Raw genomic sequence first — 11922 nt, 5'->3', positions numbered from 1 at the left:
GGCGAATCTACTTCGCCTTGCAGCATTGCAGGTAATAGGCATCGGCTTCCCGTTCGATGGCCCGCATCTTCTCGGTACCGAGCCGACGACGGTGCGCATCGACGACTCGGCCAAAGTTCTGCGTTCCGACTCCTTCCGATTCCTTGATCTTGAGAAGCACGACATCGAACATCGCGCTCTTCTCCGCATCAGCTTCTGCGATGGCGCCGTTTCCATAGATCGTAGAAAGGCCTGCGATGGCCTCGACGTCACCCTTTTTGGCCGCGCCGATCAGAGCCGCTTCTGCGTCCCGCATCCACGCCCGAACCAACGGATCGTCCCGCCGCGCCATGAGGTCCTCCGGATGACCATTTGGACCGGCAATCCACTGTTGAACTGCAGCACCCGGCACCTCGCTCGCAACCGCTTTCGCGAGCCACGTCAGATGGTCCCGGCGCTGTTCCGCGGTCAGCAATTTGCAATCCACTGACTTGCCCTCTGACAAATGGATCACCGGCTCCTCTGGCACGGAAGGGTTTTCTCTCCGCAACGTTTCCTGCATCACGCACCGCTGCACAGCCTGATGCGCTTCGAGCCAATCCGCTGGGCGGGAGCTGGAAGCAAGCGCCGCAATCCAGTCATTGGGTCGGCGGGTCTCAAGCGCCGGAGCACTTTCCTGTTTCGTGCCACCTGCGAATGCCTCGGATGGCGAGGTTGGGGAGCTATTCGGTGAATGGGGCGATGGCGTTCGCGTGGAATTGGAGAGCCTGACCTCGCCAGAACCACTCGGCATGGCAAACCTTGCCCAACCTCCCGCGAGCAAGACCGCGCAAATTCCCAGGCCGCCGATCCAAAAGAGGCGCTTCATATCAGACAGCGGGTCGCTCGCCTGGAAGCGCTGGCAGCGCCAACGACTCAATGAGCCTCACGGCGTCGCGCATGGTGGGGCGCCACGGGTCAGGCCAGCTCCGAAATCTCGATCAGATTCAGATCCGGATCCCGGACATACACCGAGCGGATCTTCCCGGTCGCCCCGGTGCGGAACACCGGGCCTTCGATGATGTCGACCTGCGCCGCGGCCAACTTCCGGATCACCTCATCCAGCGGGATCGCCGCGATGAAGCACAGGTCCAGCGCTCCGGGAACCGGCGTATGCGCCTTGGGCTCGAACTCGCGGCCCTTGACATGCAAATTGATCTTCTGTTCGCCAAACTTGAACGCCCGGCGCTCCACCGGCGGCGTGCCTCCGACGAAGCTTTCCAACTGCATCCCCAGCACGTCCACGTAGAAACGGATGCACGCTGCCTCATGCGACGTCGTCAGCACGAGGTGGTCAAGGTGATGAATCATCGCCACTCCTTGCGCCGCCCTGGTCCGGCGGGCCGGCCGCGGCCTCTGCATCGACGGTGTCTCGAGCCGCCGGCCTCGCCGGCGCCCGGCACCCGGGCCTCACGCGTCGCCGGATTCCTTCGGCGCGTCGTGGTCCTGCTGCGGCTGGTCGCCGCCAGAAGGCTCAGGCGACGGCGACGGGGTCGACTTGCGCTGCGCCTTCTCTTCCTTCTTCTTCTGCTTGGCCAGCTCCCGCTGACGTTTCTCGAACTGGTAGTTGGGCTTCATGGCCATCTAGCTCTCCTTGGCGACGGGGTCAGACACGCGCGGCCGGCGGGTTCGGACTGCAGGATCGGCTCCCGCCGTCCCCCTCGCGCCGGCCGCGAAGGACGCTCAGATCACGCGGATGTTCGCAGCCTGTTGGCCCTTCGGGCCTTCCTTCGTCTCGAATTCCACTTGCGCGCCTTCCGGCAGCGTGCGGTAGCCGCCGTCGTTGCGGATCTCGCTGTGGTGCGCGAACAGGTCGTTCGTGCCATCGGCCGGCGTGATGAAGCCGAAGCCCTTGTCGTTGCTGAACCACTTCACGGTGCCAGTCTTCTTGGTTGTCATGGCTGTTCCTTTGAAAAATCGGTAAATGGGGAAGATCACCCGGCACGCCAGCGCGTACCGGGACAGAAACACTCAAGAGCAGTCAGCGGGGGAACGATGCTGATGCAGGCCGCTCGCGGCAAGGGTCTGGAGAAGACCAGCGGGGCTGCAGGAAAAGACCTCGGACGAAAGGTCTTGCGCGAATCTATGCCGCGCACTCTAACAGTCCCCGTTCATCGCCCGGACGCCCCGCGCCCGCCGCCCCCCAGCAACGACCGCCGCCGCGCATACCCGAAGTACACCACCAGCCCCAGCGCCACCCACACGCCGAACGCGATCCAGGTCGTCGGCTGCAGGAAGGTCATCAGGGTCACGCACAACGCGATCGCCAGCAACGGCACCACCGGCACCCCCGGGCACCGGAAGGCCCGCGGCAGGTCCGGCCGCGTCTTGCGCAGCACCAGCACCGCCACCGCGATCAGGCAGAACGCCGCCAGCGTGCCGATGTTGATCAGCTCCGCCAGCACGCTCAGCGGCACCAGCGCCGCGATCAGCCCGAACACCCCGCCCACCAGCCAGGTCGCCAGGAACGGCGTCCCGTGCCTCGGGTGCAGCGCCGACAACCGCCGCGGCAGCAGCCCGTCCCGCGACATCGCGAAGATGATCCGCGTCTGACCATACGCCATCACCAGGATCACCGTCGTCATCCCCACGATCGCGCCCAGGTCGACGAAACCCGCGAACCAGGTCTCGTCCGCCCGCTGCAGCGCCAGCGACACCGGATGGTCCACCCCCAGGAATTCCCGGTACGGCACGATGCCCGTCATGATCAGCGACACCACCACGTAGAGCGCCGCGCACACCGCCAACGACCCGATGATCCCGATCGGCAGGTCCCGCTCCGGCCGCTTGACCTCCTCCGCCGCCGACGACACCGCGTCGAAGCCGATGAAGGCGAAGAACACCAGCGCCGCCGCGCTCAGCACCCCGTTGACGCCGAACGGCGCGAACGGCTGCCAGTTTTCCGGACGCACGTGCCGCGCGCCCACGACGATGAACAGCAGCACCACGCCGATCTTCACCGCCACCATCACGTTGTTGAGCCGGCTCGACTCCCGCATTCCCAGCGACAGCATCCCCGTCAGCGCCAGCACGATCGCGAAGGCCGGCAGGTTGAACCAGGTCTGCGCCCCCGGCACCGCGCCCGGCGCCGCCGTCAGCGCCACCGGCAGCGACACCCCCAGCCCCGACAGCAGCGACTGGAAGTAGCCCGACCAGCCCACCGCCACCGCCGACACCGCCAGCCCGTACTCCAGCATCAGGTCCCAGCCGATGATCCAGGCCACCAGCTCGCCCAGCGTCGCGTAGCTGTAGGTATAGACCGACCCCGCCACCGGGACCGAGCTGGCGAACTCCGCGTAGCACAGCGCCGCGAACGCGCAGGCCAGCGCCGCGATCACGAAGGACACCGTCAGCGCCGGCCCGGCCGTCAGCGCGCCGGTGCCGGTCAGCACGAAGATCCCCGTCCCGACGATCGCGCCGATGCCGATCAGCACCAGGTCCAGCGGACCCAGCACCTTCTTCAGGCCGTGGCCCGGCGCGCGCGCCTGCGCCAGCAGGTCGTCGAGATTCTTGGTTCGGAACAGGCTCAAGGCTTTCTCCAGGTACTGCGGGTCGGAGGCGCGGGGGCCGGGACCGTCATCGAATTGACACGGGTCGCATTGGACCAGATCGCCTTCGTCAACCCGGCGGCCCCTCCCCGTGCAGGCCGCGTTCAGGCCGGGGCGCCCCTCGGTCGCAGGGGCACGCCTCCACATTTCCTCCACAAATTCGCGACTGCATCTCCATAGAGGAATTTCAGACTCCGCCCGCCTCAGCAATAAACCAGAAACTTTTCATGAGCCTCGACCTCGAACAACTGCTGGCCGACGAAGCGAAGTACTGCTCCCACGGGGACACCGTCCATTACGTGAATCCGCCCAAGGTCTTCACCGACTGCAACGGCAGCTACATGTTCGACGACCATGGCACGCCCTACCTGGACCTCCAGATGTGGTACTCCGCCGTGAACTTCGGCTACAAGAACCCGCGCCTGGAAGAAACGATGATCCGGCAGCTCCAGACGCTGCCCCAGGTCGCCAGCCAGTACCTGCACCCGACCAAGATCGAACTGGCCAAGTTCATCGCCGAGGACGCGCAGCGCAAGTGGGGCAACGCCGGCCGCGTGCACTTCAACGTCGGCGGCGCGCAGGCGATCGAGGACTCGCTCAAGGTCGTGCGCAACGCCAGCAACGGCAAGAGCCTGATGTTCGCCTTCGAGGGCGGCTACCACGGCCGCACGCTGGGCGCCTCGTCCATCACCTCCAGCTACCGCTACCGCCGCCGCTTCGGCCACTTCGGCGACCGCGCGCAGTTCATCCCCTTCCCCTACCCCTTCCGCCGCCCCAAGGGCATGACGGCCGAGGAGTACTCGGACGCGATCGTCAAGGACTTCGCCCGCAAGTTCGAGAACGAGTACCACGCCATCTGGGACCCCAAGACCGGCCAGTGCGAGTACGCCGCCTTCTACGTCGAGCCGATCCAGGGCACCGGCGGCTACGTCGTCCCGCCGGCCAACTTCTTCAAGGGCCTCAAGCAGGTGCTGGACCAGCACGGCATCCTGCTGGTCGTGGACGAGATCCAGATGGGCTTCTGGCGCACCGGCACGCTGTGGTCGGTCGAGAACTTCGGCGTCAAGCCCGACGTGCTGGTCTTCGCCAAGGCGCTGACCAACGGCCTGAACGCGCTGTCGGGCCTGTGGGCCCGCGAGGAACTGATCAACCCGACCATCTTCCCGCCCGGCTCGACGCACTCGACCTTCGCCTCCAACCCGCTGGGCACGGCGCTCGGCCTGGAGGTCATGAAGATGACCCACGAGATCGACTTCGGCGCCCAGGTGCGCGAACGCGGCGCCTACTTCCTGGAAGGCCTGCGCGAGCTGCAGAAGCGCCATCCCGAGATCGGCGACGTCGACGGCATGGGCCTGGCGCTGCGCGCCGAGATCTGCACCACCGACGGCTTCACGCCCAACCGCGCGCTGCTGGACAAGATGGTCGACATCGGCCTGGAAGGCTCGCTCGAGTACCAGGGCCAGCGTCGCGGCCTGGTGCTGGACGTCGGCGGCTACTACAAGAACGTGATCACCTTCGCGCCCTCGCTGATGATCACCCGCGCCGAGATCGACGAGGCGATGGTGCTGCTCGACCAGCTGCTGACGCGCGCCAAGAAGGCCTGATGCGCTGGCGCAACCAGCTGGAGCCGCAGGCGCTGCTCGATCGCTTCGCCGCGGCCCCGCCGGAGGGCTTCCGCATCGTGGACACGCTGGCCGCGCCGGCGTTCGAGGCACCGTTCGACCTGCTGACCACCGCCGACGACGCGCTGCGCGCCACCGCGCGCCGGCTGCCGCTGTTCCGGTGGTGGTCGCGCGCGTTGACGGTGCGCACGCTGTTCGTCGGAACCACCGTCAGCGAGTACGCGCCGCTGCCCGCGGACGCCGATGTCGACGGCCTGGCCGCGGCGGTGGCCGACACCGCCGTGCGCCGCCGCTTCACGCTGGCCATCCTGAAGGACCTGCCGCAGGACTCGCCGCTGCTGCTCGACGAGGACAACCGCCACGCGCGCGCGCTGGCCCAGGCCTGCGAGCGGCGCGGCTACGTCCTGGTCGAGGGGCAGGCGCTGGCCTATGTCGCGGTCGACTTCCACGACATCGACACCTACCTGGCCCGCCTCTCCTCGAGCCGCCGCAAGAACATCCGGCGCAAGCTGCGCAGCCGCGCGGAACTCACCATCCGCCGCATCCCGACCGGCGCGCACTTCGACCATCCGGCCATCGTCGACGCCTACTTCGCGCTCTACGAGGGCGTCTACGCGCAAAGCGAGATCCACTTCGACAAGCTGACCCGGCCCTTCTTCGAGGGCGTGCTGCGCGACCGCGCGAGCGGCGGCGTCGTCTTCGAGTACCGCCGCGCCTACGACGACGCGCTGGTCGGATGGAACCTCTGCTACGAGCAGGGCGGCCGGCTGGTCGACAAGTACATCGGCCTGTCCTACCCTGCCGCGCGCGACCTCAACCTCTACGTCGTCAGCTGGGTGGTGAACCTGGAATACGCGATCGAACGCCGGCTCACGCATTACGTCGCCGGCTGGACCGACCCGGAAGTGAAGGCCAGCCTGGGCGCGCGCTTCACCTTCACGCGGCATGCGGTCTTCGTGCGCAACCCGCTGCTGCGGGCGGTCGCGCGGCGCTTCTCCCGCCACTTCGAGAGCGACCGGATCAAGACCTCATGAACGCGCCTCCCGTCGTCCTGGACTTCGACGCCGCCGTGCCGCCGCTGCCGGCGGAGCATCGCCTGCCCTTCTCCGACGAGGCGCACGAGACCTACCGCTTCGGCTGCCGCGTCCGCGACATGCGCGCGCTGCGCGAGGACCTGGACCGCCGCATGCCGCGCTTCGCGGACCACGGCACCGTGTTCTTCGGCAGCGGCGACTTCCACCACCTGAGCTGGCCGCTGGTGCAGCGCTGCATCGCGGCGATGCGCGCGACCTCGGCCGAGCCGCTGCGGCTGGTGGTGCTCGACAACCATCCCGACAACATGCGCTTCCCGTGGGGCGTGCACTGCGGCTCCTGGGTGCGGCGCGTCGCGCTGATGCCGGAGGTGGCGCATGTGCATGTCGCGGGCATCACCTCGGGCGACATCGGCCCGGGCCACGCGTGGGAGAACTACCTCGCGCCGCTGCGCGCGGGCAAGCTCACCTACTGGAGCGCCGGCGTGGACACGCGCTGGGGGCGGTGGCTGGGCGCGGGATCGGCGTTCCGGTCCTTCGACGACCTCGACGCGCTGGTCCACGCGCTGTGCCGCGCGCTGATGGACAGCCGGGCGCCGACCTACCTGAGCATCGACAAGGACGTCTTCGCCGAGGCGGTGCTGCAGACCAACTGGGACCAGGGCGACATGCGGCTGCATCACCTCGACGCGATCTGCGCCGCGCTGGCGGGCACCGTGGTCGGCAGCGATGTCTGCGGGGAGGTCTCCAGCTGGCACTACCGCACCCGCTGGAAGCGCTGGCTGAGCGCGGCGGACGGTCAGGCGCCGCCGGTGCCGGGCGCCGAGCTCGCGGCCTGGCAGCAGCGCCAGGGCGAGGTCAACCAGCGGATCCTGACGGCGCTGTCCCGCCGGCCGTGACCGGCCCGGCCGGCATCGCGCCGGCCGCCGGGACTGCTGGGGCCGCCTGGGTAGCTGGGGCCGCCTGGGTTGCTGGGGTTGCCTGGGTTGCTAGGGTCGCCGGGGTCGTGGGAGTCGCCGGCCCGCCGCTTTGAGCGTCCGCCGAGATGGCCGCCACGATGGTGGCCAGCACCTGCTCGAAGCGGGCATCGTCCAGCCAGAGGCTGTTGCTGATCGAGATCACCCGCGCGGCCAGGTCGCGTGCGTGCGGGATCTCCTTGGCCGCCATCGACGGCACCACCTTCGCGTAGCGGGCGTAGTCCGGCAGCGCGTGCACGAAGGGCACGCCCAGGCCGCTGCCGTCGCCCCAATGCGCGTTCAACAGCGCGTCGCGGGCGCGCGCCGTCGGCATCAGCGCCAGCAGCACCGGCCAGGTGCCTCGCGCGCCAACGGCGTCGGCGCTGTCACGGATCAGCGTCAGGCCGGGGATCGCGGCCAGCTGGCTCATTCGGCGCCGTGCCTGGTCCTCGGTGGTTTGAAGGAACCCGGGCAGGCGTTCGAGCGCGCGCGCGCCGACGCTGCGCCGCCAGGCGCCAACCGGATGCAGCGGGATCGGCGGATCGAAGTCGTCGCCCGCGGCGGCGATCCAGTCGCGGCGCGCGAGCGCGCCACGCAGCGGCCGGCGATAGGCCCAGCCCAGCGCGCGCGGCCGGTACAGCGCCCAGTAGCCCAGCAGCTCGACGGTGCGGCGCGCGTCCCACGCCAGGTCGCGCCAGCCGAGGCCGCCTTGCGCGTCGAGCCGGGCGCCGATCTCGGCGCGCAGCGCCGGATCGCGCGCCACCAGCACGCCGCCTTCGAAGATCGACAGCCCCTTGCCGACCGCCAGGCTGAAGAAGCCGACATCGCCCTGCAGGCCGACGGCCTGGGAGCGGCGGTCCTCGCGCAGGGCCTCAGCGGAGGCGCCCTCGCCTGTGCGTGCGCTTGCGCCTTCATCGATGTCGGCGCCCACACGGGCGCCGAGCGCCTGCGCGGCGTCCTCGATGACCCAGGCGCCGGCGGCGCGGGCGATCCGGCAGGCGGTCGCCACGTCGGTCACGCGGCCGGCCAGGTGCGTCGGCACGACGGCGAGCGTGTCGGCGTCGCACAGCCGCGCGAGGTGCGCGGGATCCAGGTCCAGCGTGCCCGGCAGCACGTCGCACACCGCGAGCGCCAGGCCGCAATGCGCGATCGCGAGCGCCATCAGCGGGCAGGTGTAGGCCGGCACGATCACGCGATCGCGGTCCGGCGAGCGGCGCTTCAGCGCCTCGAGCGTCGCGACGAACGCGGCCGTGCCGGAGCACGACAGCCGCACCGCGTCGACACCGATGAACCGCGCGAGCGCGGCTTCGAAATCGCCGCCGCCCGGCCACCAGTCGCTGGCCAGCAGGGGCAACCCGGCCGTCGGCGGCACCGTCCCGGAGAACGATGCAGGCCGGCCGGGTGCCCGCGCGCTCACGCGCGCGACCCCGCGGGATCCGACGCGGATGCCGAGGGCGACGCGGCTGCCGATGCGGACGTCGCTGTCGCTGTCGACGTGGATGCCGACGCCGAACCCGCCTCGACGTCCGCGTCGGGTTCCTCCCGCAGGAGTTGCCCGGCATGCGCGGCGTCCTCGGACTCGCTCATCGCCAGCACCACGATGCCCAGCAGGATCAGCGCCGCGCCGACCAGCTGCGCGCCATGCAGGCGCTCGCCGAAGATCAGCGCCGAGGCGCCCATCACCGTCACGATCTCCAGGTGCGACGCGGCGAACGCCGGCCCGATCGGCGCGTGCTTGAGCAGCGTCATCCAGGTGAAGAACGCGCCGATGTAGCCCGCCAGCGCGCCCAGGATCCACGGCTCGCCGAGCACCCGCGCGACCCAGGCGGTCGACATCTCCAGCGGCAGCGCCTGGTCGCCGACGAACTTCAGGCACAGCTGCGCGACCGTGTCGAAGCTCAGCAGCAGCAGGAACCCGAGCAGGTAGAAGCGCCGCATCTCACCGCCCTCCCAGGCCGACGACCGCCACGCCGATCGACACCAGCGCCACGCCGGTGACGCGCAGCGGCGTGAGCTTCTCCTTGAACAGGACGCGCCCCAGCACCATCACCGCGACGATGTTGATCGAGCCCAGCAGCACGCCGTCCGACAGCGGCACCATCGACAGGAAGGCGATCCAGACCAGGAACTCGGCGACATAGCTGCCGATGCCGATCCACAGGTAGGGCCGCGCGCCCATCGCGCGCCAGCGCGCGACGCCGTCCAGCGCATGCGCGCGCGGATCCGCGGCCGCCGCCTTGAAGGCGATCTGGCCCACGCTGTCGAGCACGACGTTGAGGATCCAGAGCACCATCACCAGCGGTGTCATGCGGGGCTCCCCGCCACCTCGGCCAGCGCCGGCAGGTCCTCGTGCCGCGCGTCCGCCGCCGCCGGCGGCGCGATGCGGGTCATGAACTCGATGCAACGCGCGATCACCGTGCGGCGCTCGCGGTCGATCGTGATCATGTGATAGCAGTCGTCCAGCAGCAGCAGCTCCACCGGCGCGAGGCGCACGCGGCGCTGGATGTCGAGCGCGTTGGACAGGCTGGCGATGTCGTCGTGGCGCGCGTGGATCACCAGGCAGGGCGAGCGCACGCGGTCCAGCCGGCGCCGCACGTGGGACGACAGCGCCTGCAGCTCCGCCACCGACCACCACGGGTTGCCGGGCAGGCCGGCCGCCGCGCTGTCGCCGCCGTGCATCTGGCCGACCACGCGGTTGCGCAGGCCCTCGTCCTTGATGCCGTAGGGCGGCAGCTCCATGAACTGGCGGTCGCGGCACAGGCCCAGCGAGCGCAGGAACGGGATCAGGAAGGACAGCCGCGAGTACACCGGCATGCTCCAGCCGTCATGGCGGAAGGTGGTCGACAGCGCCAGCACGCCAGCGACCTGCGCCGGCCGTTCCTCGGCCAGCGCCAGCGACAGCACCGAGCCCATCGACAGGCCGCCGACGAAGACCCGGTCCACCTGCGCGCCCAGCCAGTCCAGGCCCTCGCGGGCGCTCTCCAGCCACTGCGCCCAGGTCGAGTTCAGCAGGTCCTCCATCGTGCCGCAGTGCCCCGCCAGCTGGACCGAGAACACGGTGAAGCCGGCGTTGTTGAGGCCGCGCGCCAGCACCCGCATCTCCGCGGGCGTGCCCGACAGGCCGTGGATCAGCAGCACGCCGGTGCGCGCGTTGGGGCCTTCGCCCCGCATCAGGAATTCGTTCGGGGTCATTGGGCCAGTTCCTCCGCCTGGAATCGCTCCACGGTGGCGGTGAGCAGCGCGGTCGCCTCGACGAAGTCGGTGAAGGCGGCGTGCGGGATGTCGTTGTCGACGCAATGGCCGATCAGCCGGGCCTTGGCGAGCACGAAGTCCGCCTTGCCCGACACGCAGAAGTCCGAGCTGCCGTCGCCGACGAACAGCACGCGGCGGCTGGTCTCGCGCTGCGCGGCCAGCCGGTTGCACTTGCAGTTGGCGCTGCGTTTGGCGCAGGCCGGATCGGTCCACGGCGTCTGCAGCCGCCACTGCCGCGGCGCGGCCTGCTCCAGGTGGTTGGCGATGACCGGCAGGTGGCCCAGGCCGTGGCGCGTCAGGATCGCGCGGATCGCCACGTCCAGCCCGTCGCTGATCACCTGCACCGGGATGCCCAGGCGCTCGGCCTCTGCGACGAAGGCCGGGAAGCCGGGATCGATGCGCATCGCGCCGATCTCCGCGTCGAACTCCTCGCGGCTCATGTCCATCAGCGCGACCTGGCCCGGCATGCATTCGCGCGAGCCGATGCGGCCCGCCTCCCATTCGGCCTCGAGCGCTTCCCAGCCCGGCTGGCCGAAGCGCTGCAGCAGCGCGTCGGTGACGTCGCGCAGGTTGATCGTGCCGTCGAAGTCGCACTGGATCGTCCAGTCCAGCCGCGGGGCGGGACGGGTCGCGTCGTCGGACGCCAGGATCGAGGCCTGGGTCGAGGTCGGGGGCGTGGTCGGCTGGTGCACGGGACTACTCATGGAAGCTCACTCGGACGATCTGGCCCACGCGGGCCTGGGGTTCGGATTCGAATTCGATGACGCACTCGACGGTGCGCGCGGGGCCGCGCTGCTGGTCGTCCTGCAGCTTGCTGGCGCCGAACAGCGGGCTCAGCCGCAGCACGCGCGCCTTGGGGAACGGCGTGGACGCCGATTCGCCGTCGCCCTGCACCACGGCGCGCATGCCGGGGCGGATCGACGACAGGAAACTCTCGTTGACCTCGGCCCGCACGATCAGCTTGCGGGCCGGCATCACCACCAGCGCCGCCGTTTCCGACGGCACGTGCGCGCCGGCGTGCGCCGCCACCTGCAGCACGACGCCGTCCTCGGGCGCGCGCAGCACCAGCTGGTCGCGCCGCGCGGTGGCCTGCGCCAGCCGGGCCTTGGCGGTGCCGAGGTCGGCCTCGGCGATCGCCGCCTCCGACTGGGCCTGCTCGACCTTCTGCTGCGCCTCGTCGGCCAGCACGCCCTGGGTCGCGCCGGCCTGCGCGGCCTTGCGCAGCCGCTCGGCGGCGCCGCGCAGCGCGGGCAGCCGCTCGCGCAGCACCTGCAGCCGCACCTGCGCCGCGCGCTGCTCGGCCTCGGCGGCCTGCACGTCGGCGTCGGCCAGCCGGCCGTCCAGCGTCAGCAGCGTCTGGCCGCGCTTGATCCGCTGGCCTTCGGCGACCAGCACCTGCTGCGCGACGCCGGACGTCGCCGGCGACAGCCGCAGCAGCCCGCCCTCGACGTCGACGCGGCCGCGGGCCATCGCCACCGTGCCGGCGGCGGCGCCG

14 protein-coding genes are annotated in these 11922 nt (G+C 70.1%); 3 read left to right on the top strand and 11 right to left on the bottom strand.

The window, feature by feature from the left end; translation table 11 throughout:
- Positions 1 to 7: 7 nt before the first annotated feature.
- The 5 genes from N5D62_RS12655 to N5D62_RS12635 form a co-directional block, all read right to left on the bottom strand.
- Positions 8 to 541 (bottom strand): hypothetical protein, encoded by a 534-nt coding sequence (locus N5D62_RS12655; RefSeq protein WP_279758176.1) that lies wholly within the window; start codon positions 539 to 541, stop codon positions 8 to 10.
- A gap of 395 nt (positions 542 to 936) precedes the next feature.
- Positions 937 to 1329: a VOC family protein gene (locus tag N5D62_RS12650; protein ID WP_279758175.1), complete on the bottom strand. Its 393-nt coding sequence runs from the start codon at positions 1327 to 1329 to the stop codon at positions 937 to 939.
- 99 nt (positions 1330 to 1428) lie between these two features.
- Complete coding sequence (locus N5D62_RS12645; RefSeq protein ID WP_279758174.1) at positions 1429 to 1602, bottom strand: hypothetical protein; 174 nt, start codon at positions 1600 to 1602, stop codon at positions 1429 to 1431.
- A gap of 99 nt (positions 1603 to 1701) precedes the next feature.
- Positions 1702 to 1917: a cold-shock protein gene (locus N5D62_RS12640; RefSeq protein ID WP_279758173.1), complete on the bottom strand. Its 216-nt coding sequence runs from the start codon at positions 1915 to 1917 to the stop codon at positions 1702 to 1704.
- Positions 1918 to 2129: 212 nt separating this feature from the next.
- On the bottom strand, positions 2130 to 3548 hold the full coding sequence (locus N5D62_RS12635) for an amino acid permease (RefSeq protein ID WP_279758172.1): 1419 nt from the start codon (positions 3546 to 3548) through the stop codon (positions 2130 to 2132).
- 245 nt (positions 3549 to 3793) lie between these two features.
- On the opposite strand from N5D62_RS12635, the gene N5D62_RS12630 reads away from it, so the two are divergent.
- From N5D62_RS12630 to N5D62_RS12620, 3 genes are read left to right on the top strand one after another with little or no spacing between them, the layout of a single operon-like run.
- Positions 3794 to 5170 carry an aminotransferase class III-fold pyridoxal phosphate-dependent enzyme gene (locus N5D62_RS12630; RefSeq protein ID WP_279758171.1) on the top strand — a complete coding sequence of 459 codons (1377 nt, stop codon included), beginning with the start codon at positions 3794 to 3796 and terminating at the stop codon, positions 5168 to 5170.
- Complete coding sequence (locus tag N5D62_RS12625; RefSeq protein WP_279758170.1) at positions 5170 to 6222, top strand: GNAT family N-acetyltransferase; 1053 nt, start codon at positions 5170 to 5172, stop codon at positions 6220 to 6222. The genes N5D62_RS12630 and N5D62_RS12625 overlap by 1 nt, the downstream gene beginning before the upstream one ends.
- Entirely contained in the window at positions 6219 to 7118 is a 900-nt protein-coding gene (locus N5D62_RS12620; RefSeq protein WP_279758169.1) for a hypothetical protein, read from the top strand. The genes N5D62_RS12625 and N5D62_RS12620 overlap by 4 nt, the downstream gene beginning before the upstream one ends.
- Here the strand turns inward: N5D62_RS12620 and N5D62_RS12615 are convergent.
- The 6 genes from N5D62_RS12615 to N5D62_RS12590 form a co-directional block, all read right to left on the bottom strand.
- A complete protein-coding gene (locus N5D62_RS12615) occupies positions 7078 to 8592 on the bottom strand; it encodes a DegT/DnrJ/EryC1/StrS family aminotransferase (RefSeq protein ID WP_279758168.1) in 1515 nt (504 codons plus the stop codon). The genes N5D62_RS12620 and N5D62_RS12615 overlap by 41 nt on opposite strands.
- Positions 8589 to 9113 carry a DMT family transporter gene (locus N5D62_RS12610; protein ID WP_279758167.1) on the bottom strand — a complete coding sequence of 175 codons (525 nt, stop codon included), beginning with the start codon at positions 9111 to 9113 and terminating at the stop codon, positions 8589 to 8591. The genes N5D62_RS12615 and N5D62_RS12610 overlap by 4 nt, the downstream gene beginning before the upstream one ends.
- Before the next feature lies 1 nt (position 9114).
- On the bottom strand, positions 9115 to 9483 hold the full coding sequence (locus N5D62_RS12605) for an EamA family transporter (RefSeq protein WP_279758166.1): 369 nt from the start codon (positions 9481 to 9483) through the stop codon (positions 9115 to 9117).
- On the bottom strand, positions 9480 to 10367 hold the full coding sequence (locus tag N5D62_RS12600; protein WP_279758165.1) for an alpha/beta fold hydrolase: 888 nt from the start codon (positions 10365 to 10367) through the stop codon (positions 9480 to 9482). Before N5D62_RS12600 ends, N5D62_RS12605 begins: the two co-directional genes overlap by 4 nt.
- Entirely contained in the window at positions 10364 to 11131 is a 768-nt protein-coding gene (locus tag N5D62_RS12595; protein WP_279758164.1) for an MtnX-like HAD-IB family phosphatase, read from the bottom strand. Before N5D62_RS12595 ends, N5D62_RS12600 begins: the two co-directional genes overlap by 4 nt.
- Positions 11124 to 11922: HlyD family efflux transporter periplasmic adaptor subunit (locus N5D62_RS12590; protein WP_279758163.1), on the bottom strand; the 799-nt coding region annotated here is incomplete at its 5' end. The genes N5D62_RS12595 and N5D62_RS12590, both read right to left, overlap by 8 nt.

The organism is Mitsuaria sp. GD03876, assembly GCF_029840635.1.
Classification (GTDB): domain Bacteria; phylum Pseudomonadota; class Gammaproteobacteria; order Burkholderiales; family Burkholderiaceae_C; genus Roseateles.
Note: the sequence above shows the minus strand (reverse complement) of the source record. Positions and strands in the feature narration are given on the sequence as shown.

Excerpts from the sequence above, each read along its gene's own strand:
- N5D62_RS12655 (WP_279758176.1), bottom strand. The coding sequence starts at position 541 with ATGCAGGAAACGTTGCGGAGAGAAAACCCTTCCGTGCCAGAGGAGCCG.
- N5D62_RS12650 (WP_279758175.1), bottom strand. The coding sequence starts at position 1,329 with ATGATTCATCACCTTGACCACCTCGTGCTGACGACGTCGCATGAGGCA.
- N5D62_RS12645 (WP_279758174.1), bottom strand. The coding sequence starts at position 1,602 with ATGGCCATGAAGCCCAACTACCAGTTCGAGAAACGTCAGCGGGAGCTG.
- N5D62_RS12640 (WP_279758173.1), bottom strand. The coding sequence starts at position 1,917 with ATGACAACCAAGAAGACTGGCACCGTGAAGTGGTTCAGCAACGACAAG.
- N5D62_RS12630 (WP_279758171.1), top strand. The coding sequence starts at position 3,794 with ATGAGCCTCGACCTCGAACAACTGCTGGCCGACGAAGCGAAGTACTGC.
- N5D62_RS12625 (WP_279758170.1), top strand. The coding sequence starts at position 5,170 with ATGCGCTGGCGCAACCAGCTGGAGCCGCAGGCGCTGCTCGATCGCTTC.
- N5D62_RS12620 (WP_279758169.1), top strand. The coding sequence starts at position 6,219 with ATGAACGCGCCTCCCGTCGTCCTGGACTTCGACGCCGCCGTGCCGCCG.
- N5D62_RS12610 (WP_279758167.1), bottom strand. The coding sequence starts at position 9,113 with ATGCGGCGCTTCTACCTGCTCGGGTTCCTGCTGCTGCTGAGCTTCGAC.
- N5D62_RS12605 (WP_279758166.1), bottom strand. The coding sequence starts at position 9,483 with ATGACACCGCTGGTGATGGTGCTCTGGATCCTCAACGTCGTGCTCGAC.
- N5D62_RS12600 (WP_279758165.1), bottom strand. The coding sequence starts at position 10,367 with ATGACCCCGAACGAATTCCTGATGCGGGGCGAAGGCCCCAACGCGCGC.
- N5D62_RS12595 (WP_279758164.1), bottom strand. The coding sequence starts at position 11,131 with ATGAGTAGTCCCGTGCACCAGCCGACCACGCCCCCGACCTCGACCCAG.